The organism is Rhizobium sp. NZLR1b (genome assembly GCF_019685155.1).
Taxonomy (GTDB): Bacteria; Pseudomonadota; Alphaproteobacteria; order Rhizobiales; family Rhizobiaceae; genus Rhizobium.
In genome coordinates this window covers 1-24,529 of the sequence record NZ_JABDWC010000032.1, presented here as the reverse complement: position 1 = coordinate 24,529, position 24,529 = coordinate 1, and the positions used below count along the sequence as shown (strand labels likewise).

Sequence of the window (24,529 nt, the reverse complement as noted above, 5' to 3'; positions counted from 1 at the left end):
ACCCCTTTTGCGGTGGCGACCACCCATCTGGCAACTCAGATTAGCATCCTGGCGTGCCGATGATTGAGAATCATCACCGCCGGAGAGGCCATAAAACCGCCGCTACGAGGCTGCAGCGCGATGCATGGCTGCACGGGTTTGCACTGCTGGACCAAACGACCTGGGTCGGGCGTTCTTCGATAGAGGAGCGATGAGTCGGGAATGTCACATTAGTGACTATCGGTAATCTGCGAAAATCCTCCTCCCGCAATCAAAGCATACGTGCAGCCCGTCCGCTGCGACGCGTGGTATTATTGTAGTAGCTCGATGCCTGCTGCACCGACCGATGTCGCGACTGCTCCATCGCCTCGGGAAGGGGAATGCCGCAATTGGCCGCTTCGGTCAGATATCCAGATCGTAGCCCGTGCGCGGAAAATTCCCCCGGCTCCAATCCAGCCAGTTCCACCCGCTGCTTGATGATCGCATTGACCGACTGCGGATCGATCGCCCGTCGCGACACAGTCCCCCATCGCCCGATCGCCCGAAACACGCTGCCGCTCTCGATCTTGGCGGCCACCATCCAGGCATTCAGCGCATCCACCGGCCGACCGGTCAGATAGACAACGTCGTCCTCGTCGCCGCTGGTCGTCTTGGTGCGTCCGAGATGGATGGCAAGCGACGGGAGGGAAGGGCCATCGTCCCCCGGGATTGGCGGCTCGACGGTCAGCTGCTCGCTGCGCAGGCCGGCGATCTCGCTGCGCCGCCGACCACCGGAGGCAAAGGCAACCATCAGGATTGCACGGTCACGGAGATCGCGCAGACTGTCGGTCGTGCAGGTTGCCAGCAGTTTTGCCAGCACATCGCCGGTGACGGCCTTGGCGCTCTTGCGACGCCGCGTCCGGGGGACGGCGCGAACGGCGAGGCGAATGGCTGATTTGAGGGCAGGGGAGGCGAAGGCGCCGTCAAAACCGCGCCATCTGGTCAGCGTCGACCAGTTCGCCAGCCGCCGTCGCACGGTGGCCGGCGCATGTGGACCGACGGATCTGAGAAAACCCTGGCTCCGAAGGTCTTCGTCGACGTCGGCCGGCATGCCGTGATCCGGATCGGTCTCGCGGTGCTGCGGATCCCAGAGGTGATGCGCGACGAATTTCAAAAGCAGCGCCTCGGGTGCCGGCCAGGGCAGGGATTGTCCGGTCGCCGCCAGTCCCCAGGCTTCCAGATAGGCAAGGTCGGAAGTCAGCGCCCGCAGCGTGTTGTCGCCCATGCCCTGGTTGACGAGATGGCGCAGCGTCTCGACGTCCTGGTCGGTGAGAAGCTTGGCGAGTTCGTCGCGGCGCTCGATCGGCAGGACGGCGGCAATGGTGTCGAGCTCTTCGGCGCGCCGCTCGACGGAAGTCTGTGATTTTTTGGGTTTGGCCACAGGCGCTCCGAAAGGACGTTTCTGGCGGCCATGACAGCCTGCTTTGCTGGGATCCTTGCTGATTTGCGCCGTGAAATCAATCTATCATCGATAACCTATACTTATCGATGGTTAGAGCTTTGGAAAAAATCCCGAGCGATGGCGGAAGCTAGCATCCATATCGCTTCTGGTTAATGGCGTGTTTACCATGATTTCAATGTCTTACGATCTTGCAAAATTGCCCATCCAGACCCTGTTGCGACGTAAGCGGGGCTGATTTGGTGGCCATGCCGACACAATCAGCAGATCTGACGCAGAAGCAGGGTGCTCGAAGGGCCGAGAGCGTTCAGGCGCGTGCTGCAACCATCGAGGCGAGGGGTGCAACAGCGTGATCTTCGGCATTGATCCCCAGCCGATCACCCAGATAGTGCCAGAACGACAGGCCGAGCTTTTAGCAGGTCTTCATCAGGCCGAGCATGCTGTCGCGCGCCTGCCGACCGTTGCGACTGACCGTGCCGCCGGAGATCTTTCGCTTGATGACAAATCCGCGCAGATCTCTTTCCGACGCATTGGTATGGAGCGGGGTTTCAGGCCGCTCCAGAACCCGCAGCAGTTCGGCCTTGCGGCGACCAAGTCGAAACACCAGTTTGTCGAGGTCGCCATAACCGGTGCGGATGGAAAAAATCCGATCGAACCGAGCCTGAAGGCCCCGGGCTGCACGGGGATCAGGTCTTCGCTGATAGGCTTTCAGGCCTTGTAAAAGTGCCAGATAAGATCCCGCAGGGTTTCGACGTGTTTCACTTGGCCGGGCGTCGCCGGCATCAGCTTGTGCAGCAAACGCTCGGCGTGGATCCAGCTTGCGTCAGGGCAAGCCCTGAAAAGGAGAATGGAATGTAAATCCTGAAACCTTTTGTAGTCACCCAGAGGGTTCGACGCCCTTCCGGCAAAGGCGCAGCCCGCCAGCCGGAAGCGAGTCTTGCATGGACGGCGGCGACGTCGTTCGTGAAGCGTAGACAGCGGATGCTGAAGCCTTGGGTTAGCCCCGAAATCATGTAGTTTCTGAGAGCCTTCGGTCTGTTGGGCCCGGGGGCAGCAGCGGCGGAATCACTAGGGCGAGATTCTGCCGGCTCGGCCGGGGTCTTGGAACAGGCAAAGGCATGGGATGGGTGGCCAGGGAACCTGAGAGCTCCCGCTTGCGCCCACGGGCGAGAACGCCGGAACAAGGGACGCCGGCTGACCATGGTTCCAGGCTCGGGTTGCGTCCTCCACGCTGCTCGGGAGCGCCTCGGCGATGACGAACGAGGGAGGAGCGCGTGGGGCCTGCGAGAAACCATAAGGAAGGGCGTGGCGCTCCCCGCGTCGCCCTTCGGCCCGCGACGCCGCGCAGGCTTTCGGCTGCCGGCAACCGCCTTGTCGCTGGTTGCCTGGTCCATACCCGAGGGCCTGAATGGTGGGCGTGGCGGAAGGTTTTTAAGCCGCGCAATCTCATCGCGCAGAAGCTGGTTGTCGACCTTCAGCCGCGTGTTCTCTACCCTGAGCAGGTCGTTTTCTTCTCGAAGCTTTCGGTTGACAGCCTCAAGCGCCTCAATCCGGATTTCCGCCCGATCAGCCCGCTCCACCGGACCAGTCACGAGCTCGCGCAACGCCTTCCCCGACAGCGTATCAGCATGCTCGGCCATGGGGAGGCGGCGCTTCGTCCTAAAGGAAGTGAATCATGATTCACAAAAAATCGGAATCCCCCGTGCCACCAGATCTGCTCCAGCTACTGGAAACCAGGCGGCCCGTTGGCACGATAGACGGGCCGTCGGGCGGCCACTCCTCTAGGCGGCCTCCCAGACTTGGTTCAAAAATGCGTGCGCAATGCACCGCCTTATCCTGCGGCAGGAAGCGGCCGTAGTTGCTGGATCAGATCGGGCGTATCCTGGATCGCGTAGCTTGCCTGCTCGTAGAAGCCGGTAAGCTTCAGGATATGCGTGGCCAGCACGTCGCGCGCGTTATGTGGTCGATCGGGAAGCAAGCCGGGCAGGGCACCGCGGCCAGTGTAAGGATTATAGATGCCGTAGCACTCGCCTCATAGAAGGTCGTCTGATCGTATGCGGCGTCCGTGCTTGTCTCCTCGACGGTCTTGACGAAAAATGTACCTGGATCTTTGCCGTCACCCAAAAGAACGCCACGGTGGCGATCAATGTAAGCGCCAATATGGTGATAGAGGTCGAGTAAATTGGGTAACATCAGGCGAAAATGGCTTCGATCCGAAGAAGGACGAATAGGCGTTCTTGAAGGCGTTTGAGCATAGTGGCCAATTAGCTCAACCATGTAGCTTGACGGGTTCTCGGCACGAGTGAGGCTGGAGGAGAGGCGAAAGACGCATTTGGCAGAAGGTCGTTCCGGATTTATGGATTGTGATCATGGCCGGACCCAGCGCAGCCAAAATCGGCCGGCGTTTGGCAAAAGACCGACAGCAAGAGGTTTTGTATGATCGGGAGCTGGAGGACTTGCCGGCCGAGCTGCGCTGGCGGGAATGGATGCTGCGCGTCGAGGCGGTGATTTTTGCTTCGGCGGAGCCGGTCGACCGCGAGACGCTGGCGCGGGTGGTGGGAAAGGATGCAGCATCGACCTGCTGTCGACAATCTCATCGAGGAACTGCGTGACAGACCCTAAGAACTGGTGTCGGTCGCCGGCGGCTGGCAACATCGCACCCGGATGCGGTTTGCCGAAACGATCCGCGCCTCGTCGGCGCCGACGCGGGGAGGGGCGGCGGCACTGTCGGAGTTTGAGGCGATGGTGTTGATCGCGGTGGGATATTTCCAGCCGGTCACACGCAGCGAGCTGTCAAAGAAGTGAGTCGCGATACGATCGAGGCACTTCGCGGCCCGACGCCGGGTGCGCCTTTATACTTATATGACGACGCCCCACTTCCTCGCCGCCTTGGAGACATTGCGCGACCTTCCAACATCGAGGCGCTTGAGGATGCCGGTCTGCTGAGCAGACATGCTGTGCAGAGCGAGATCGCCACCTCACAAACCGGCGGCGCCGAGGAGGACGAGGGAGCGTCCATAATCGAGTGAATTGCGCCCTTGTGTCTTGGCGACTCGTCGCGCTTTTAACGGCAACTATGTCATCGCGTGCCACGTTAGCCAAATATGCGGGATATTTGTTGAATAGTGCTCGCTGGCCTTGACTTGATCTGGTGATTTTCGGCAGATGCTGGCATCTAAAGGCCTTCTTTCCAGGGAGGACCGGTCTATGCCGGATGAAATCCTAACGCTACCGGAGGTGGCCCAATTGCTCAAGGTCGCTGAGAGGACCGTCTACACCATGGCTCAGAAGGGTCAACTTCCCGCTTTCAAGGTGGGAGGGCAGTGGCGATTTCAGCGCATCGAAATTGATCAATGGATCGAGCAACTGAAGGCAAGCACCCGCGATGAGGGAAAGAGCTGAGATGGCTGCCCCTTCGTGCGGGAGACCACAGATATCACCGGAGATCGGTTGTGGCTTGCGCTCAGTTTCTAGCTTTATCAAAGCGTTCTGCCAATGAAGAAGGCAGGAATCGATTTCGATCGGCTGTTGAAATTGCGATTGGTCGTGGCCCGGATTGGTGAAATGGATCTCGCCAAATGGTGGAATACTCGCGGGCAGCTCGGTCGCCTTGGCGGTGCCGCGATCCGGCGAGGATTTCCTCGCACCCATTATTTTGCGCAAGCTCGCTCCGTATTCGCAGTCGCAGATTTCCGCTGTAGTGAAGTCTTCGATCCTCCGCAGAGCGTGACGCTCTGGCGACTTCCCGAATCCGTGGAGGAAGAATTCGAAGCGCATTGGGAGCGCTGTCTTGATCAGGCTGACACATGGAAGCCTTTTTTTCTGGAATTGGAGGCACTGAAAGAGACAGAGGTGACGACGGCGCTCCAATCTTTCAATTTGATTACCCACGACGATTCAGCGCTGTTTTCACACTTGCGGCTTTCCGCTGAAGGACGCGCGGTGCCCTTGCCTGCGCCGTTCACCAGCACCAATCAGGACATCGCATCTCTTGCGCTCGGATTCGGCCGTGGCACGCCGGGCGCATTGGCCGTCCCATACGCGCGCCTGGACAACCTATGAAGCCGGCCGCCCGATCCCACGTTGCTTCGTCATTCACCCTCATCAAGGGCGCGATGATCGATGAGACATATGCGGTATTCGCCGCATGGGATTTTGCCTCTTCCAAGAAAGAGAATCTGGATCGCTTGAGGCAGCAGAATTTTATCGGCGCAAGCACAACCACTTGGCTCCGAGATGTCGCCAAGGTGCTGAACCGGCGCTTCGATCCGAACGCCCGTGATCGCGCGCTCGTGCTTTTGGCAAAGCACGGTTTCCCCATTGAGGAATGGAAGCCGATCCTGCTTTGGCACATGACACGCGACGAGTTCCTGCTTCGTGATTTTCTGATCAACTGGCTTTTTCCAACTTTCGTTTCCGGCACGTATCGCGTTCGCACCGAAGATCTCCACGATCACCTTCTCAATGTCGGGCGCAGAGGTGGCACCACTGAACATGCTTGGAGTGAGACGACCCTCAATCGCGTAGCCACCGCTCTGCTAAAGATGGCCGTCGATTTTGGTCTGCTTCGGGGAAGCGTCGCTAAAGAGTTCGCGAGTTACCACCTACCGGAGCGGAGCTTTATTTACCTTCTTTATGCATTTCGCGAGGAACAGCAAAGCCCACGTAAGGTTCTCGAATCGGTGGACTGGCGGATGTTCCTGATGCAATCATTAGATGTAGAGCGGGAGCTCCTTCGACTGCATCAGTATCAGAAGGTGGACTATCAGATCGCCGGCAGCATCGTCCAACTCACACTGCCGTGTGCCAACGCCTGCGAATATGCGGAAAGGATGGTGGCATGAGCGATCTCGCACACCGCATCAGGACTGCTCTCGAGCCGATACTAGACTTGGCCGACCCGCGAGAACGCATAAGCGCGTACCATGACATGCCCTATGCACTCGTCCGCTATGGGCCCGAAGAGGAGTTTGAGTTGCGTAAGCAAATCACTCTGCTCGAGACCCGGCTTACCCAAAAGGGAAAGCGCGTCAGCCGCATATCGTTGGCTCAGTGTCTGGACCAGGCAATGCAGTCTCAACGACCACTCGAAGATTGGTTTGCGGCGGAACGTGAGCAAGGCACGGAAACGATAATTGAAACGGTGCACTCGGTCCTTTCTGAGTATGCGCCCCTTGTTGATCTCGTCGCTGCGCGGATGCCAGACGATCCCGATCCGCTTCGCGACATCGTCTTCATCCTGCGGACCGGCGCCTTGTTCCCCGTCTACCGCACATTCTCATTGTTGGAGCAGCTGAAGGGACGCGTCACCGTGCCGACGGTCTTGTTCTACCCAGGCGATCTCGACGGTGCCGCAGGGCTCCGGTTCATGGGCGTGCTCGCAGCCGAGCATAACTATCGCCCAAAAATCTTTTGACGGGATTTCAATGATGGCCAACGAACCGATCAAAAGTCTTTTTGCAAATGACATCCATCGTCGCATCGAGGAAGTCATTAAGGTCGATCAAACCAGCGACGACATCCTACGCGACGAAATCAATGAGTATGTGGTGACCGACGCCATTCGGTCTCACTACACCAATATCTTCGACGCCTTTCGCGAGACCCCGAACAAACCGCACGAGGGTATTGCGATTTGGGTGTCAGGCTTCTTCGGCTCGGGTAAGTCCAGCTTCGCAAAGATGCTGGGCTTATCGATCGAGAATCGCGCGGTCGCTGGAATTCCAGCCGGTGATCGATTCGCTCAAAGAGCTGGCGACAATAAGCTTCAAGTCCTCCTAAAGGCGATAAACGAGCAGATTCCTACCCACGCCGTTATCTTCGATGTCTCGACTGATCGAGGGATTAGGAGCGGTAACCAGTCTCTCACCGAGATCATGTACGGGCTTTTCCTTCAGAGCCTTGGCTATGCCAAAGATCTCGACCTCTCCGAATTGGAAATCGCCCTTGAAGAGAAAGGGCAACTTGAGAGGTTTGAGGCGGAGTACGGTCGTCTCTTCCAGAAGGAATGGTCATTCGAGAAAGGCAAGGTTGCTTTCGCTCTTAGTGAGGCGAGCCGGGTTCTCCACAGCCTCGATCCCGAGACGTACCCTATGGCCGACTCATGGGTAAAGGCAGTCAAAAACAAGGCTGACATCTCTCCCGGGAAACTGGCAGAGCGCGCCAATGAATTGATGAAGCGACGGCGACCTGGCCAAGCCCTCATGTTCGTTGTTGACGAAGTCGGCCAGTTCGTTGCTCGCGATATACAAAAGATGCTCGACCTACAGGCCGTCGTCCAGAGCCTCGGAGTCAAAGGTCGAGGCAAACACTGGATTGTCGTTACCTCGCAAGAAAAGCTTGGCGAGCTTGTTAGCGGTCTCGATGACAAGAAGATCGAGCTTGCGCGCCTGATGGACCGCTTCCCTCTGCAGGTGCACTTGGAACCCTCCGACATTTCGGAAGTCACCAGTCGACGCGTTCTATCCAAGAACGCTCCGGCGGAGAGGGCGTTAGGACAGCTCTTCGACCAGCACCGGGGGAGGTTCACTGAGCACACCCGCCTCACTGCCGATATCAGGCTGCCAGAACTGACTCGCGACAGTTTCGTCGATCTCTATCCGCTTCTGCCCTATCAGATCGATCTAATCATCCAGGTGGTCTCAGGGCTACGCACGCAGGGTGGAGCTAGCAAGCACGTGGGCGGAGCAAACCGCACCATCATCAAGCTGGCGCAACAGCTGCTGATCAATCCTGCTGTCAACCTTGCAGACCAGCCAGTCGGCGCCGTGGCCCGACTTGATCAGGTCTACGATCTCGTCGAAGGCAACATTGGCTCTGAAGTGCGGGCGAAGATTTCAGCCATTTCCAAGGAGCTTGAACACCACCTAGCACAGCCAGTCGCGAAGGTGATTTGCCTGCTGCAGTACGTGAAGAGCGTTCACCGCACGGCGGAGAACATTACCGCCGCGCTCCATCCTGATGTCGCCGGAGATTCACAACTCGCCGCGGTGAAGGATGCGCTGCGTCAGCTTGAAGCAGCTAACAAGGTTCGCCTTGGCGACGACGGATATCGAATTCCGACGCCGGCGGAAGACGACTGGGAGCGCATTCGCAACGGCATTGGCCCGAAGCCGGGCGATGCTCATCGGATCTACTCCGAGGTACTGGCCTCGTTCTGGCAGCCGCAGCCAACCCATACCCTCCTTGACACAAAGACGTTCAAAGCGGGCCTTTCCATACATGGTCGTGAAATCGTCGATGGCGACATGATGTTTCACGTCCATCTCGCGGAAGTTGGGGAGTCCTTTCAGGCACTCGCGACTGAACTACGTGCCCGCAGTCAGCAGGAACGCAAGGGTGTGTTTTGGGGTGTCGCTCTCAACGACGCCATAGATCGCGAGACCGTGGAGCTCTTCCGGTCCAAGGAGATGCTGGCAAGAAAAGAACGCGAAGCCAAGACGGCGGACGAAACCGCGCTCATCGGCGAAGAGAAGATCCGACAAAGGCGGCACCAGGATGAACTGCGCCGGCTCATTAGGGCCGGTTGCTTAGCAGGTAGCGTCAGTTTCCGTGGCAATGACCGCAGTCCAGACGATCGGGCGGTCGATATGGGCAAGAGCGCTGCCGACATTCTGCGCGATGTACTGCCGGAAGTGTTCGACCGCTTTAAGGAAGCCGCCGCACGGCCGGCCGACGTGAAGAAGGGCGTCGATGCGCTGTTCGTCGCCGAGAACCTACAGGGCCTCCCGTCAGTGTTCAGTGGCCTCGGTCTTTTGCGTGACGAGAAAGGAAAGACGGTCTTTCGTGTTGAAAGCGGCGTCTTAGCTGAGGTCTTGTCTCGCATTGAGGAGCGCGCCAACTATGGTGACACCGCCAGCGGCCGATTTCTGGCTGACGAGCTAGCGAAGGAGCCATTCGGTTGGGACTTTGAAATCGTCCGGTTGCTTGCGCTCTCGTTGCTGCGCGCCGGAAAGATTCAGGTGACCAGCAAAGGTCAGACAATAGACTCCGCAACGGGGGTCGAAGCCCGCGACACCTTTTCGAACAACAATTTCTTCCGTCAAGCCTCGTTCCGCCCCAAGAAGGGCATCGAGTTCGAGGAGCTTGTAAAGGCGTCCGAGGCCTTTCGGGACACGTTTGGAAGCGAAGTCCGGGAGCTCAACGCCGGAGCCATTGTGTCCGAGCTTCGCAAGGAGGTCGCGCGGCATGAGGACCCGGTTGCCTCAGCACACGGCCAGCTCATCGCATATCGACTCCCAGGTGCTGCGGTGCTCGAGGGTGCGATCGGTCAGATGAAAGCCGTTCTTCGCGATTCAGAGGACAACGCGATCGCGACATTTAATGCGTCGCATCGCTCGATTAAGGAGGCGATCAAGCGGGCCATAGAGCTTGAGCAAGCACTGTCGGAATCTCGCTTGCGGGATCTAGACCGTGCGCGCGAGGCACTAAAGACGGCCTGGCCCTTCCTGCGCGGCGAGTCTGACGTGAGCGAAGACCTCCGAGCAAGGGCGGCGGAGCTCGAAGACCTCCTTGCCCGTGAGACCTTCTACCGAGAGCTGCCGACGATTGAACAAAACGCGTCGGCCATCGACGCCGAGTACGCCCGTCGGTTTGATGAAGCGCTGGAAGTTCGGATTGTGGCCTACACACAGGCCCTCGACCGGTTGGCACATACTCCCGGCTGGGATGTCGTCGATCAGGATCAGCAGCAGAGGCTGGCGGCGCCCTTGGAACGCGGCAAGACGCGAGAACAGGAGCGGGTGCCGATTCCTCAGCTCCGCTCTGAGTTAGATGCCTGCGAGACTCGTCTTCAGGACGCCATCGCGGAACTGCACCGCATCGTCGATGGTGATCGGGTCGCGACGGTGAGGCTAGGCGGCTATTTCTCTGGGGGGGTTGAGACCGAGGAACAGCTCGATGCCGCCCTCGCCGGCATTCGGGATGAATGTTCGCGCCTGATCGGCACCGGCAAGAAGGTGATCGTTCAATGATCGGCGCACTTCATGGATAAGGCGACGCGCAACGCCATTGAACGAGCGACACAGCAGGCGCGGAAGCTGCTCGAGGAGGATTTTTCGTCGCAGCTCGAAGGGACATTCGACGTCTTGCGAAGCGGCGTTATCGCTCCAAAAGGCGGTGCGCATCTTTCCGTCCGCCAGCAATTTCAGCGTGATAAGATCGTCGCCACCATTGAACACAAACGTGCCGCTGGCCCGACGGCCGTGGAGGCGGTCACGGACTATGTGCGGGATTCCGCCTTCACGGCGCTTAATCGCTTTGTGGCGCTTAAGATGCTGGAGGCGCGCCAACTAGTTCAGGAGTGCATCACGAAAGGCGAACAGTCCGCGGGTTTCAGAGAGTTCTGTGGAATGGCACCAGGGTTGGCATTGCTCCCCGATGCCGCAGGCTATCGCCTCTATGTTGAGAGCCTGTTCGACGAGTTCTCAACCGAGATAAAGGTCCTGTTTGACCGCCGGGACGCCGCCTCCGTCCTGTGGCCCAAGCGGCCGACGTTTGAGGCGCTGCTGGCCATCCTCAACGCGCCTGATTTATGCGAGGTTTGGGCTGAGGATGAGACGATCGGATGGGTCTACCAGTTCTTCAATAGCGGCGAGGAACGCAAGAGGATGCGCGAGGAGAGCCAGGCTCCGCGCAACAGCCGCGAACTGGCCGTACGCAACCAATTCTTCACGCCGCGATATGTTGTCCAATTTCTTGTCGACAACACGCTTGGTCGCCTCTGGCTTGAGATGTACGGCGAGCAAACCCGGCTAGCTGAACTCTGCGAGTACCTCGTTCGCTCCGCTGACGAACCAGTTCAGACACGCCAGCGGAAGGATCCTCGCGACCTCCGCCTTCTTGACCCCGCCTGCGGCTCAGGACATTTCTTACTCTACAGCTTTGACCTCCTACTGGTGATCTACGAGGAGGCCTGGTCGACTGGGGATGCCGGTCCCATTAGTGAGGCATCAGACCGTTCGCTGCGGGAAGACTACCCGGAGCTGGCCGAACTGCGTCGAGCAGTTCCGAGGCTGATTGTCGAGCATAATCTTCATGGCGTAGACATCGACCCACGTTGTGCGCAGATTGCGGCTTTGGCGCTATGGCTGCGGGCGCAACGGGCGTGGAAGGATTTCAGCGTTGCTGCACCCGATCGACCGCGTATTCGACGCACGCATATAGTGGTGGCAGAGCCAATGCCCGGCGATGTTGGGCTTGTTGACGAATTCGCCTCTCGCCTCGATCCACCGCTGTTGCGTGACCTTTTTTTGAAGATGATCGGCGAGAGCCGCCTGGCTGGCGAGCTTGGCACACTTCTTGGCGTCGAAGTCGGCATCGCCGGCGAGCTGCGCCGGGCTCGTGAGCAGTTTGTAAAGCAGCGGCAGACCACCGGATTTCTGCCCGGCATGGAGCCGGATGCCAAACAGGGTTCGTTGGATCTCTCTGGTATCGATGACGACGGCTTTTTCCACGAGGCGGAAGTCCGAATCATTGAGGCATTGCGCACCTTCGCGGAGTCAACAACTGGCGCCCATAGCGTGCGTCGCCGACTCTTCGTGGACGACGCCGTCCAGGGAGTCGCGCTGATCGATCTGGTGCGAACTAAGTTTCACGTCGTGCTGATGAACCCTCCCTTCGGTGCTTGTAGTCTTGCCGCTAAGAGGGTGTTTGAGAAGAGCTACCCGCATACTAAGAATGACGTCTACGCAGCCTTCGTCGAACGTGGCATTCAGCTCCTTTTTCCAGGTGGTTTACTGGGCGCGATTACATCGCGGACAGGTTTCTTCCTGTCGAGCTTTCAAAAATGGCGAGAGGAAATCTTGCTAAAGCGAGCCCCGCCTGTGGTGTTCAGTGACCTGGGAAACGGTGTTCTGGATAGTGCAATGGTTGAGGTCGCCGCCTATTGTCTGGAGAAGGCAGCCGAGGTGACGAGATGAAGACGGTTTTCCTTCGTGTGCTCGACGCCGCCGACAAATCCATGGCACTTCGCCAGGCAATCCGTGAGGCGAACCCGACAGAGACGCTGCAGCGGTTCGAAGTTGACCCCCGCAGTTTTGCCATAGTGCCACGAGCACCGTTTGCATACTGGGTTAGTGACGCGCTGCGAAAGCTGTTCGTCGATTTTCCGTCCTTTGGTGCCGAAGGGCGCATCGCTGCGTCTGGTGGGAAGACTCTCGATGATTTTCGATGGATTCGAGCTGCCTGGGAGGTGCCCTACCTAGCGACGTCAACGTGGGTCGGCTTTTCAAAAGGCGGAGCATTTTCGCCGTATTACGCAGACATCCACCTTGTGCTTGACTGGAGAGATGACGCACGAGCGCTGAAGGAATACCTCGTAACATATCGGAGCACTCGCGGTTGGTCGCCTAACTGGACGGCAGAGCTTCACGGGAGCGAACATTACCTCCGACCGGGCCTAACTTGGCCGCGGAGGACACAAGGTGGTCTCTCTCTTCGGGCGATGCCGGCGGGCTGCATTTTCGGCGATAAAGGACCAGCGGCATTTGTCGATGAGGACGATAGCGATGACCTGCTCACGCTGTTGGCGATCGTCAATTCTAGGATCTTTCGTGCGCTAATAGAACTACAGATGGCGTTCGGATCATATGAAGTGGGCGTTATTCAAAGAACCCCCGTTCCTAAGGTTAACAAAATTGAATCTTCCGCCATCCTAGGCTCGCTAGCCCAAAGGGCTTGGTCGTTGACGCGGACGCTTGATCGTCGGACAGAGACCTCTCATGCGTTTGCGTTACCAGCTTTTCTGCAGGTTCAGGGTGGGACGGTTGACGCGCGGGCCAGCCGTTGGGCTGAGCACGTCCGGGCCGTGAAGGCCGATTTGGCTGCTATCCAATCCGAGATCGATGATCTCTGCCTGGACTTCTATCAGGTTGGCGAAACGGATCGTCTGGTAGTCAGGAAAGGCTTCAAAAGCGACGGAGATGATCTTCCGGAGATCGATACCGACGCTGACAACGACGGCGATCCAGATGAGAAGATAGAGCGCGACGACGGCGCCGATACGGTCACCCTTGCTGCCGAGCTGATGTCTTGGGCGGTTGGTGTGGCCTTGGGCCGTTTCGACATTCGCCTTGCGACAGGCGAGCGTTCTCTGCCGGCAGAGCCCGATCCATTTAGCCACCTACCGATTTGTTCGACGGCCATGCTAACGGGGGACGATGGACTACCGCTCGCGAGGGCACCTGATGGTTATCCCATCATATTCCCCGAAAACGGCATTCTGGTCGATGACGTCGGACATCGGTACGACTTGACCAAGTTTATACGAAGGGTGTTTGACGAAGTCTTCAAGGCAAGCGCCGATAACTGGTGGAGTGAAATCGGCGTACTCCTGGAGCCGAAGGGGCATGACATAAGAAGTTGGTTCGCATCGAGCTTCTTCGAACACCACCTAAAGCGTCACTGCAAAAGTCGTCGTAAGGCACCGATAGTTTGGCAGTTCGCCGTGCCTTCTGGAAAATACAGTGTCTGGCTTTACGTGCACCGGCTCACTCCCGACAGTCTATTCCAGGTTCAGAATGACGTGGTCACCCCCAAGCTTACTCATGAAGAGCGGAAGCTAACGAGCTTGGTGCAAGGCGCCGGCCCAAATCCGTCGGCGACGGAACGCAAAGAAATCGTCGAGCAGGAAGCCTTCGTTGAAGAGCTTCGTTCTCTCCTCGCTGAGGTGAAACGAGTCGCGCCACTTTGGAACCCAGTCCTCGACGACGGCGTGGTTCTGACGATGGCCCCCCTTTGGCGGCTCGTTCCCCAGCACAAACCCTGGCAGAAAGAACTCAAAAGCAAGTGGGAGGAGCTCGCCGCTGGGAAGTACGATTGGGCGCACGTCGCGATGCAGCTGTGGCCCGAGCGACTCGTTCCCAAATGCGCGACAGACCGCAGTCTTGCCATCGTCCACGGACTTGAAGACGTCTTTTGGGTAGAAGGAGACGATGGGAAATGGCTTCCACGATCTATCCCGACGCGCCCGAACAACGAGCTCGTTCGTGAACGGACTTCGGTTGGAGTCAAGGCCGCTTTGCAGGAACTGATGGAAGCATCAGCGCCGAACGATTCGACTGCAAGAACACGGAGGTCCTCATAGTGACGATCTCCGAAGACACAATCAAAAACGCCGTTCTCCGCTATCATCGCGAATACGACAGATATCTAAAACTCTCAGCGCGCGTTGCCGAGATCTGCAGATTTGAAATTATCGAAGGTAACGCTATCCGAGCGCAAGTCACATTTCGCGCAAAAAGTCCCAAGAGCCTTGAGGGAAAGCTCCGTCGCTTCGCTGCTTCTGGGAAGAAGGACCTTCCGAGTGTGCAGTCGGTATTTGACGCGGTGCGAGATCTCGCCGCTGTTCGAATAGCGACCTACGAACAAAGGCACGAGGATCAGGTCGTTCAGCTGGTCTGCAACCGGTTCGCGGATTTGCGTGGCGCTTCGCCGAACAGCGAGCGGAAGGACAAGAACGCGGCGGATAACAACAACTTCTATCGCGCTACCCATATCGAGGCATTTCTGCCGGGAGGCGATGTAATCGGCACCTACGCGAACGTCTCGGATGTCCCTTGCGAGGTCCAAGTGTGCAGCATGATGGCTCATGTCTGGAACGAGGTTGAGCACGATCTTGGCTACAAGCCTCTCACCGGGTCACTTTCAGACCAGGAGCGCAATCTGCTTGTCATGCTGGGCCATGCAGTTCGGCAAGGAGATATGACAATAGGAAGCCTGTTCTCCGAGACCGAGCGACGGCAGCGCGAACATGGCGGCGTGTTCACGGACGTCTATGACTTTGTGGCACGTGTCCGTGGCTGGTTCCCCGGCATTGATTTTGGTCGAAACGCCGGCCCGCTCTACGAAGCGCTACAACCAGTCCGACTCGTATCGCCCGAAAGTATCAGAAAGTTGATCGCCGTTGCCGAGCCGATGACGGCAGCCGCTCAGAACGCGCTCGATGAGTTCACGGGGAAACTGGCGGCCAACGGTAATGCGCGGTTCACGCCGGACCGAAACTCCTCCGACCTTCTGCTCATTCTGCTTTTACCCAAGGTCGCAAATTACATTGTTTCGTCGTCGGGCGATGCCGTCTCCGACGGCGTCTCGCGCCTTCGCTGGTTCGCGGCCCGCTTTCTAGAATTATCCAAGGTGGAAAGCGGAGGTCTCAGCTGATGCACCCCTTGCATGACTACATTTCGAAGCAGCTCGCCGAGAGGCTGAAGGCCAGGAAGGTGGTCGTTTGGTACGACCTTCGCCGCGAGTTCGCGTCGTTCATCGCTGAATTACGGGGTGGTGCGCGGATCAACGATGAGCCTGTGTCTGTCGTGGTCGGCAGCATCCGCGTTCGGCTGGTCGAATATAACGGCTCGATGTTCGAACTGCGTACGGTTGTCGAACCCTTCGTATGCGGCGATGAGCTGGCCGAATGCGTGATCATCTACCTGCCGAGCTGCGAGCGTGATCGCCATGGCTCCGTATTGATGGAACTCGAAAAAGCCGGAGATTGCTACGAGCCGCAGTTGAAGCGGCTCGCGCGCAATGTGCTGCGTCAACGTTACACCGACGGCGTGATTGATGAAATGCTGACGCCGGAACGCGTCTCTTATGAAGATCTTGCGCGCGCATCCTCAGATGCTTCGTCGACCGAGTCGCCATCGATTCTGAAGTCGATTTTCCACAACACGTCCGGGAGCGACGGCATCATCGCGTCGTGGCTCGCAAGCAACCAGCGTGATGCTGAGATCGAGCGCAAAGAGGCAACTCGCGAGTTGCTGAAGCTGGTGCTCTCGAAACTCGGCCTGGAGCTTCCAAACGATGCCGCCTTGCCAAAGCTTCGATCCATTACGCTTCGGTACATTCTCGCAGGTGAGTTCAGACTCGACCTCAGCGGTCCTCCGCCCTCTTCTCTTAATGCCATACCAGCACCCAAGTCGAAGGACGAGGAATCAGCCGTCAGAGAACTCGCCCTTCAGCTTCGTGCTAGGTTCTCTGACGGCTATCCCGCGATGGCGGATCGCGTGGAAGCCGAGCTGGGGCTTCGCGACGTAGGCGTCCCAGCCTCGACTCTCGGGTCGATCGACACGTTCCGTTTTGAGGAGCGGGTGCTGCTGGCGCATTGCGGGGATCTGGTCGCGGCGAAGAAGTTCAACGAGGCCCTCGATGTCATCGCTGAGCGGGAACATAGCTTTTGGCTTGATCGTGATGTGGGACGGAAGGCTCAGTGGGAGGCCTGCCGTCGCATGGCCGAGCTGGGAAGCGTCGGAGTGGCTGTGCGAGCAGCAGTCGGGAAAGCCGGCAGTGACGCTAACGCCTGGATCGACGCCTACGTCGCCAAAGAGGGATGGTTCCGATTGGACCAGGCTCAACGCCGCCTTGAGGCTTGGGTCGCCAACCTCGACGATGAACCGCAGGAGCGCCCGCTGGGTATCGTTCGGGGTGTTTACGAAGACGCGTGCCGCGCGATGGCCGATGGCTTTACTAAGGCTCTCGTCGCGGCGAAGTGGACCGTCTCTGCCTCCCTGCACCAGACGCGTATCTACAGCGAGGTCGTCTCAGCGCAGCCCAAGCCCGTGGCGTACTTCTTCGTTGACGCGATGCGTTTCGAGATGGGCGTCGAACTCTCAGAGCGGCTTCCAAAGTCGGCAGAGGTAAGCGTGCGGCCTGCTGTCTGCGCGCTACCCAGCATCACTCCGATTGGCATGGCCGCGCTACAGCCCGGAGCATCGTCCAGCTTCAGTGTTATCGAACAGGCAGGCACGCTTGGGGTACGAATCGACGAAGCATTCCTTCCCGATCTGACAGCACGGAAGAAATTTGCGGCCTCACGCGTGCCTAGATTGGCCGACGTCGCTCTGGATGAGCTCCTGAGTCTTCAGCCCTCGAAACTTGCCAAGAAGATCGATGGCGCCCCGGTGATCATTGTGCGGTCCCAGGAGATCGACCATGCCGGTGAGCGCGGGTTCACGTTCCAGGCCCGCCAAGTGATGGATACGGTTATCGACAATCTAGCCCGGGCGATCCGCAAGCTCGCCGCGGCCGGCGTGGAGCATTGTGTGCTGACCGCTGACCACGGGCATCTTTTCTTCCCATCGGACCGCGACGATTCAATGCGGATCGACGCGCCGGGCGGCGATGAGATCGACCTTCATCGCAGGTGCTGGATCGGGCGCGGCGGAGCGACGCCGCCAGGTTGTGTCCGGGTCGCCGCCTCGGCGCTCGGGTATGACTCTGACCTGGACTTCGTATTCCCCTTCGGAAGTGGCGTCTTCAAATCAGGCGGGGACCTCGCCTTCCACCACGGTGGCCCATCATTGCAGGAAATGGTCATACCCGTGGTCACGGTCCGTATGAAGGCGCGAGAGGCAGAGAAGTCGACCGCTGGACCCATGACAGCAACAGGTCTGCCCAACGCAGTGACGAACCGCATTTTCAGTGTGACGATCCAATTCGACGAGAAAAACCTCTCCCTTTTTTCGAACGAGCTGGTGGTTCGGCCCCTATTGGTTTCAGCGGGAAAGCAAGTTGGCGGTGTAGGCATGGCAGTCGATGGCGACTTTGATCGCGCGACAGGCTGCGTGACGCTGCAGGCCGGGAAGCCCGTTACGGTCGCGTTCCTGTTGAGCGATGAGAGTTCACCGTCGCTCCGTATGGTCATTCAGGACCCGACAACAGATGCCGAGCTGTATCGCTCACCCGTCGACATCCCCGTTCGTCTTGGAGTTTGAGCATGAACAGTGGATCACCGCCGACCCGCGATGGACTCGACAACAAGGCGAACCAATTGTTCGCCGGAAAAGTCGTCCGCAAAGATCTCGTCCGGAAGGTCAAAGTCGGAGCCAACGTCCCAGTGTTCGTACTTGAGTTCCTGCTGGGAAAATACTGCGCCTCGTCAGATGAAATTGCGATTCAGATGGGATTACAGGTCGTCAATGACACGTTGGCAAACAACTATATTCGACCCGATGAGTCGGCAAAAGCGCAGAGCAAGGTCAAGGAGAACGGAAGGTACTCCTTCATTGACAAGGTGAAGGTTCGCCTCGTGGATTCTGATTACTGGGGCGAAGGCGTCAATTTTAACAATAAGTTTCTTCATATCCCCAGTCAGTACGTGCGTGATTATGAGCGCCTGTTAATGGGCGGCGTCTGGGCTCAAGTCGACATGCGGTTTGAATCCGACGAGGAGACGAGAGGGAAGAATCCGTTCTGGATCGACAAACTGGTCCCTATCCAGATCGCAACCTTCGACCTTGATGAGTACCGCAATGTCCGTAAGCAGTTTACGACTGACGAGTGGATTGATCTCATCGTCCGAAGCATGGGGTATGAGCCTGGCGAGATGTCTCGACGGCTGAAGCTGCTGTTCTTGGTACGACTGATCCCGTTAGCGGAGCGAAACTACAACCTCGTGGAACTCGGTCCACGCGGCACCGGTAAGAGCTACGTCGTTCAGGAAGTCTCGCCTTACACCGCGCTTTTGACAGGTGGGACCACGGTCGCCAATCTGTTTGGTCACATGTCGGGCCGACAGAAGGGCATGGTGCAGATCTGGGACGTTGTGGGTTTCGACGAGGTTGCGGACCTCCAGAAGATGCCGAAAGAAGTCATCACGACGATGAAGACCTACTGCGAGTCCGGCACATTCCAGCGGGGTCAGGAGGCCGTCGCAGGTGACGCCAGCATTGCGATGTTCGGCAACACCAATCAGTCTATCGACGTCATGGTTCAGACTGGCCACCTTTTTGCGCCGATGCCCGACACCATCCGCGACGATATGGCGTTCATCGATCGACTACATTTCTATCTCCCGGGCTGGGAAATTCCGCAGATGCGGAACGAACTGTTCACAGACCACTATGGGTTTGTTGTTGATTATCTCGCTGAGGCGCTGCGCGAGATGCGCAAACACAATTTCACGGAAATCATCGACAGATATTTCTCGATGGGCGCTCACCTCAACGCCCGCGATCGTAAAGCCGTCCGGAAGACAGTGTCGGGTCTAATGAAGATTCTATTCCCGCATGGCGATGTGACCCAGGAAGAACTCTCGGAAATCCTTGGGTTGGCTCTTGAAGGACGCCGTCGCGTGAAAGAGCAGCTAAAGAAAATGGGCTCCTTTGAATATTATCAGACTTCGTTCAGCTACACGCTCCAGGAGACTGGAGAGGAAAGGTTCGTAGGTGTACCCGAACAAGGGGGGCGGGACCTAATCTCCCTGGATCCGCTTTCTCCCGGGACGGTATACACCGCGGGCGTAACGTCCGACGGAACAGTTGGACTCTACCGCTTGGAGGTTTCAGTTTCGAGCGGAACAGGGAAATTGAAGATGGCTGGCGGCGTTTCGGGAGCAATGAAGGAATCGGTTCAACGAGCATTCAGCTATATCCAGGCGAAGAAGACCGAGTTCGGCATCGGCCGCGAGTTGGACAGTTCGGATATTCATGTTGAAGTAATCGATTTGCTTGGCAATCGGGTGGAGGCTGAAATTGGAGTGGCCTTCTTTGTCGCATCCTATTCAGCCCTTAGAAAAACACCTGTCAGCCCGGCACTACTCGTGCTGGGAGACATGAGCGTTCAAGGAAACATTAAACCTCTACGATCCCTCACGGAGCCGCTGCAAGTTGCTAAAGATAACGGTGCGAAGCGCGCACTTATCCCGATCGAGAACAAGAGGAATTTCCTCGATGTGAGCGGCGACATTATTGAACAAGTCGACCCTATTTTCTATGGCGATCCTAAGACAGCAACAATAAAGGTGCTCGGAAACATCTAGTCTAGATGTATGCACATCCATTAGTCATTCGAGATGCTGGCCTTCGACCAAGACGCGTTGTAGCCCATGGAAAGACAAGACAATGTGATAGCAGTCGAAGGTTCGTGGATAAGCTTTCCCAGGCGGCACAACACGACTGTGAGTCGATTTCGACGAGGCGCGCGCGTGTTGAGTTCCAACTGGCACTAAAGGAGAGTTCAGCCGCGCCTCAACGTTCACTAGTACGTCTGAAGTGCGGCCCGCGAGAAGGTAAGCAAGCATCGCGCCGGACGGGGAAAATGGACCATAGCGACATGTTAGAAACTCGTTGCGGATATCAGCAAGATAAGGAGCTAGTGTCCTTGGGGTTTCTAGCACCTTGGCTTCGACGGGCCACATGACGCGAGGATCCGCGCGAAATACGAAGGCGAGATCGTATGCAGGTGGCTGGGCCGGAGGGCGGGCCATTGTCTCGCGCTCGTAAGGCCCGTGCTGAATGTAGTAAGGCTCATCTCCCGACATCTCGTCGCGGATCATATTATCGAGAATCTGCGTGATACTGCGTTCGAGGTCTCGCCCGTCGACTGGTGGGCGCGTTCGCTCCATCACCTCGTAACCTGCCCAGATATGTTCAATGAAAGCCTCTTCAGAGAACCGCATCCAGTCGACGACAGCAGCCACGAAAGCGTCGTCGAATTTGGTGGCGAACGTGGTCCATTCCGGTTGCTTCATGCTGGGGTTCTGCTCCCGACAGATGCTCGCATCCAGCTAAAGAAGTCCATTGCAACGTCATCTGCTTCGTTCAGTGCCGCTGTGCGCGTCCAGTACCGCACCGCGTCCGGCTTTAGGATATAGATTGTTGGATATTCGCCTTGACGATCATAGATGCGAGCAGTGCGACGGAACAGGATTGACCGATAGTTGCTCAACCCTCCCTCGGAAAGAGATTCAAACTTCTCCAATAATTCCGGGGCATCCATGGGGAGGCTGCGTATAATGCCCTCGTCGTTGTCGACGAGCTCGAACGCAACCAGCCGGTAGGGGAACTGTTCCAGCTCGGGGGGCACGAAAATTGAAGAGCGGATAGCTTTTTTCTTACCGAAACCTGCTTTAAGCACTCGGGTGAAATATTCGCAATAGTTTTCCAAGACCGTCTCGCTACCATCAGTAGAAGTCGGGAGCTGGCCCGGCCGATCATACTCGCTTCTCAAATCCGCCATGGTGATATTAACCATGTCCTCGATCAATGCGCGCTCGGCATCCTTTAAACGGAAGGCGGCGAATATTCTGGTGTCAATGTCTAGCTGAGAGCTTACCGAGGCAATGTCTACCGGACCTTCTGGCAGAGGCACCTTAAGAAGATCCCTGACTGCGACCTCCGGGCGATATGCGGCCATTCTGCCACTTGAGAGCTGCAAAAAATAAGTGGCAAGCATGCTGTTGTAGACTAGGCAAGCTGTTTCCAACAATTCCTCGGACCCGTGCACGGTTACGTAGCTCTGGTTACACAGAATCCCTTGGCTATCCGGGGAGCGGACGATACGTGCCTGAAACCGCCTAGTAGCAAGCTGCCATCCCTGCTTAATGATCAATTGGGGCATCGCAAAGGCTTCAAAGTTCGTAGAATCCCGGCTATGGACAAACAGCTCACCCGCTAGGGGCAAGACTGAAGCCATAAGTTCAGTCATCGATCCTTCCGGAAAGGACCTCCCCTTGAGAATGTGACGATCTGCCATGGAGGCGAGATGCCTCTTCTCGTCCCCAAAAATGATACCTTCGCGGGTCAGAACTGACCGGTCGATCTTGGCTGCTTCAAGGGTTTGGCATCTACGCAGTCGCTGCATGAGATTGAGGTCACGCGGCGTTCCCCACATCATTGTGGTCCAGATAAAAGGATCATTCAATGCGTCGACGGAAGAGACCCAGCGATAATCGTTGGGTTCGATTACGATCGAGAAGTCGTCGACTACCGTCGGAACCGTCTTCGGACTAACGTAAGCGATGAGCCGGTCGGCCTCCGGTGCTATCGCCTGCAAAACCACTATACAGGATGGTGACGAAGATACGGCCGTCGTATGACTTTTGCGCTTGAAGACTTTGAACCGAAGTGCTGAAAGGTTGTAGATAGCCTCGACGGCATGTGTCTCGAACAGCTGTCGTCTGAAGCCGACTGCGTTGTCGGATGAGTTAAAAAGCAGAGAGCTCGCTGATTGAATCAGTGCCAGCTTTCCACCGGCGGCAAGCAACATTGCGCCCTTCGCAAGGAAGAGGCTGCCGATGTCCTTGTTTGGGATCGGCCATTCGTGGGATGGGTCGCCTGCCCATACTTTGGCAGCATTGGTTGCCAGGTCGCTTCCCCAAGGTGCATTTCCGATGATCAAATCAAAACGATCGCTTTTATCTTCGGTGTTAAACCCCTCGGCTTCCACGAAGAAGTCTGAGCAGACGAGCTGACGATTCCGCATGGAGGGAAACCGCACCTGCGTCCAATAGTGCCGCGGTTCGATCTCGTCGCACATTGCGAGGTAAAGACTAAAGCAGGCGACACGAACGGCGTGGGGATCCTTGTCTACGCCCAGCAAGTTTCGCTCCAGGATACGGCGCAGCAATTTTGCCGGAATCACCTGCTCGCCGGTCTTGTATCTCCACCGGTGCACCAAGCGTTGGAAGGATTTTACCAAAAATATCCCAGATCCGCAGGCTGGGTCGAGGACGCGAATATCCCATGCTTCATCGTTCCATGGAAGAACGCGGTCAAGTACAAAATCTACAAGGTGCGTAGGTGTATAAAAGATCCCGTCCTGGGCCGCGCGCTCAACGACGAAAGTTTCATAGATGCTACTGATGAATTCCAGCGGAATGACGTCAAACGAATATTGCGGCCACAGACTTGCTTGACCGGTTGGAAGAAAAATATTACCTGCGATAAAATCGGCAAGGAGTGCTAGATGCTGAGCTTTTACCAGCGCCTGTTCGGCGATCCATCCCGCCGCGCGTTCTTCCGCCGTCTCGCCCTTTCCAGGAAAGAGGTCGCCGTTAAACTTGCTATTCAGCCAATCGAATAGGCGATAGCAATCGTCGTAGTCATGCAGAATTTCAGTAAAGCTCGAATATGATCGAGAGAGTGTGCCATCTGCATAGAGGAGCTTCAGCTTCTCGGCATTAAGAGCAGCGATTCCATCGCTGTCCTTGCGATCAAATAGAAATTGAACAAAGATCACGCGGGCTAGCAAATCGTGACAAACGTCGTCGTTTTTGAGGCCTTTGTTACCCAGTTCAGTACGGATGAAGCGCAGGTTGCTAAGCAAGGTTTGATCGGCGCGGCCATCGCGGCTGAACCGCGATGCGTGATCATTGAAGAACTTGCCAGAAACAAGATTGAGCCAGTGCAGGGCACGCAGAGCCCCTGCTTGGAGGCGATTGCTTGGGCTTCCGAAGAACTCCTCCGCAGCGATTGAATGGACCACAAAGTCTTCGATTAGCGTTTCGTTAGAGGGGGCCTCGCAACAGCTCCAAACTCTTACCATGTCTGGTTCGATTGTAATTAGTGTAGGTGCGTGCGAAAAATTCCACGCAAGTCGATGAAGTTCGCGCAGCGTTCCCGCTGACACCCGACCTCCGAACTCCGCCACCAGGGCGAACGGCGGATCTGTTTCGGTGCCGTCGGGATTCGCGACAAGGACACCGATCCGCTTAAATCCGTCGCTGGTCAAGCGACCAAGGCCTCTGCCGACCTTAACTTTAACGAGCCGTGCAAAGTGCGCTGGTCCCGCTCCGCTCGGCTCAACGAGAGATTTTACCGCCGGCCAACCAAGCGTTGCAGATACCCGTTCTAGGGTGAGTGGATGTACTGTCATTTTGACAGGTCCAGCACTTGCTGACGATCACCACCGAACCGTCCACGCGCAGCCCCGCCGCGAGGTTTCTTCTCCGGCATTGCGGCCCGGCTCACCGCTTCCGTGTAATCTATTCCGTGGCTACGTAGGTCTGCCATCAAGGCTGCAATCAATCCAAGGTGTGCAGGAACTTCGCGGCCCGCATAATTTGAGACAGAGTTTGGATTCATGCGCACAAGCTCCGCAAATGCGCGCACGCTGAGAGAGGCACGGTTTAATTCGGCGATGAAATCGTCGTAAATCATATCCGTCACAAAACACAGCAATTTATTGGTAGTAACACATTAAACGCTGTGCAGCGGCAAGTAAAGTGGGCCTAGCCGCCGACTGGGAGAATTCGCTAATCGCTATCCCGTTGACCTTGCCCCGTTGAAATAATCCATTTTGAAGTAAGCTCTGGCCCATTTGAGAGGACCAGAGGATGAAGCGCAATCGTTTCACAGACGAACAGATCATCGGCATATTGAAGGAGCACGAGGCAGG

At 57.2% G+C, this 24,529-nt stretch carries 16 protein-coding genes and 2 pseudogenes; 12 read left to right on the top strand and 6 right to left on the bottom strand.

Features of this window, described 5'->3' with window-relative positions:
* Positions 1-250: 250 nt before the first annotated feature.
* Both HJB84_RS30100 and HJB84_RS33845 read right to left on the bottom strand, forming a co-directional pair.
* Entirely contained in the window at positions 251-1,399 is a 1,149-nt protein-coding gene (locus tag HJB84_RS30100; RefSeq protein ID WP_221117703.1) for a site-specific integrase, read from the bottom strand.
* A gap of 430 nt (positions 1,400-1,829) precedes the next feature.
* On the bottom strand, positions 1,830-2,024 hold the full coding sequence (locus HJB84_RS33845; protein WP_246699298.1) for a transposase: 195 nt from the start codon (positions 2,022-2,024) through the stop codon (positions 1,830-1,832).
* A gap of 667 nt (positions 2,025-2,691) precedes the next feature.
* Between HJB84_RS33845 and HJB84_RS30090 the strand changes: the two genes are divergently transcribed.
* On the top strand, positions 2,692-3,096 hold the full coding sequence (locus HJB84_RS30090; protein ID WP_221117702.1) for a hypothetical protein: 405 nt from the start codon (positions 2,692-2,694) through the stop codon (positions 3,094-3,096).
* A 102-nt stretch (positions 3,097-3,198) separates the two neighbouring features.
* Here the strand turns inward: HJB84_RS30090 and HJB84_RS30085 are convergent.
* Positions 3,199-3,668: pseudogene (locus HJB84_RS30085) on the bottom strand (hypothetical protein); the annotation flags it as partial.
* Positions 3,669-3,786: 118 nt separating this feature from the next.
* Between HJB84_RS30085 and HJB84_RS30080 the strand changes: the two are divergent.
* The 11 genes and pseudogenes from HJB84_RS30080 to brxL all read left to right on the top strand — a co-directional run bounded on the left by HJB84_RS30080 (position 3,787) and on the right by brxL (position 20,171).
* Positions 3,787-4,446: pseudogene (locus tag HJB84_RS30080) on the top strand (SMC-Scp complex subunit ScpB).
* A 178-nt stretch (positions 4,447-4,624) separates the two neighbouring features.
* A complete protein-coding gene (locus tag HJB84_RS30075) occupies positions 4,625-4,819 on the top strand; it encodes a methylation-associated defense system helix-turn-helix domain-containing protein MAD1 (protein ID WP_183856139.1) in 195 nt (64 codons plus the stop codon).
* A 93-nt stretch (positions 4,820-4,912) separates the two neighbouring features.
* Positions 4,913-5,479, top strand: coding sequence for a BrxE family protein (locus tag HJB84_RS30070; protein WP_183856137.1), 567 nt, complete (start codon positions 4,913-4,915; stop codon positions 5,477-5,479).
* Positions 5,476-6,261, top strand: coding sequence for a BrxA family protein (locus HJB84_RS30065; protein ID WP_183856135.1), 786 nt, complete (start codon positions 5,476-5,478; stop codon positions 6,259-6,261). Before HJB84_RS30070 ends, HJB84_RS30065 begins: the two co-directional genes overlap by 4 nt.
* Positions 6,258-6,833 carry a BREX protein BrxB domain-containing protein gene (locus tag HJB84_RS30060; RefSeq protein ID WP_183856133.1) on the top strand — a complete coding sequence of 192 codons (576 nt, stop codon included), beginning with the start codon at positions 6,258-6,260 and terminating at the stop codon, positions 6,831-6,833. The genes HJB84_RS30065 and HJB84_RS30060 overlap by 4 nt, the downstream gene beginning before the upstream one ends.
* Before the next feature lie 13 nt (positions 6,834-6,846).
* The gene (gene brxC, locus HJB84_RS30055; RefSeq protein ID WP_183856131.1) at positions 6,847-10,389 is read left to right on the top strand and encodes a BREX system P-loop protein BrxC; all 3,543 of its coding nucleotides are present in this window, start codon (positions 6,847-6,849) and stop codon (positions 10,387-10,389) included.
* A gap of 12 nt (positions 10,390-10,401) precedes the next feature.
* Positions 10,402-12,336, top strand: coding sequence for an Eco57I restriction-modification methylase domain-containing protein (locus tag HJB84_RS30050; RefSeq protein WP_183856129.1), 1,935 nt, complete (start codon positions 10,402-10,404; stop codon positions 12,334-12,336).
* Positions 12,333-14,501 (top strand): hypothetical protein, encoded by a 2,169-nt coding sequence (locus HJB84_RS30045; protein ID WP_183856127.1) that lies wholly within the window; start codon positions 12,333-12,335, stop codon positions 14,499-14,501. The genes HJB84_RS30050 and HJB84_RS30045 overlap by 4 nt, the downstream gene beginning before the upstream one ends.
* Positions 14,501-15,574 carry a GTP pyrophosphokinase family protein gene (locus tag HJB84_RS30040; protein ID WP_183856125.1) on the top strand — a complete coding sequence of 358 codons (1,074 nt, stop codon included), beginning with the start codon at positions 14,501-14,503 and terminating at the stop codon, positions 15,572-15,574. Before HJB84_RS30045 ends, HJB84_RS30040 begins: the two co-directional genes overlap by 1 nt.
* Positions 15,574-18,126 carry a PglZ domain-containing protein gene (locus HJB84_RS30035; protein WP_183856123.1) on the top strand — a complete coding sequence of 851 codons (2,553 nt, stop codon included), beginning with the start codon at positions 15,574-15,576 and terminating at the stop codon, positions 18,124-18,126. Before HJB84_RS30040 ends, HJB84_RS30035 begins: the two co-directional genes overlap by 1 nt.
* A 2-nt stretch (positions 18,127-18,128) precedes the next feature.
* The gene (brxL, locus tag HJB84_RS30030; protein ID WP_221117701.1) at positions 18,129-20,171 is read left to right on the top strand and encodes a protease Lon-related BREX system protein BrxL; all 2,043 of its coding nucleotides are present in this window, start codon (positions 18,129-18,131) and stop codon (positions 20,169-20,171) included.
* 24 nt (positions 20,172-20,195) lie between these two features.
* On the opposite strand, the gene HJB84_RS30025 is transcribed toward brxL, so the two are convergent.
* The 3 genes from HJB84_RS30025 to HJB84_RS30015 form a co-directional block, all read right to left on the bottom strand.
* Complete coding sequence (locus HJB84_RS30025) at positions 20,196-20,882, bottom strand: hypothetical protein (protein ID WP_210298725.1); 687 nt, start codon at positions 20,880-20,882, stop codon at positions 20,196-20,198.
* Positions 20,879-23,863 (bottom strand): class I SAM-dependent DNA methyltransferase, encoded by a 2,985-nt coding sequence (locus tag HJB84_RS30020; RefSeq protein ID WP_221117700.1) that lies wholly within the window; start codon positions 23,861-23,863, stop codon positions 20,879-20,881. The genes HJB84_RS30025 and HJB84_RS30020 overlap by 4 nt, the downstream gene beginning before the upstream one ends.
* Before the next feature lie 140 nt (positions 23,864-24,003).
* A complete protein-coding gene (locus tag HJB84_RS30015) occupies positions 24,004-24,291 on the bottom strand; it encodes an XRE family transcriptional regulator (protein ID WP_183856118.1) in 288 nt (95 codons plus the stop codon).
* Positions 24,292-24,529: the final 238 nt, after the last annotated feature.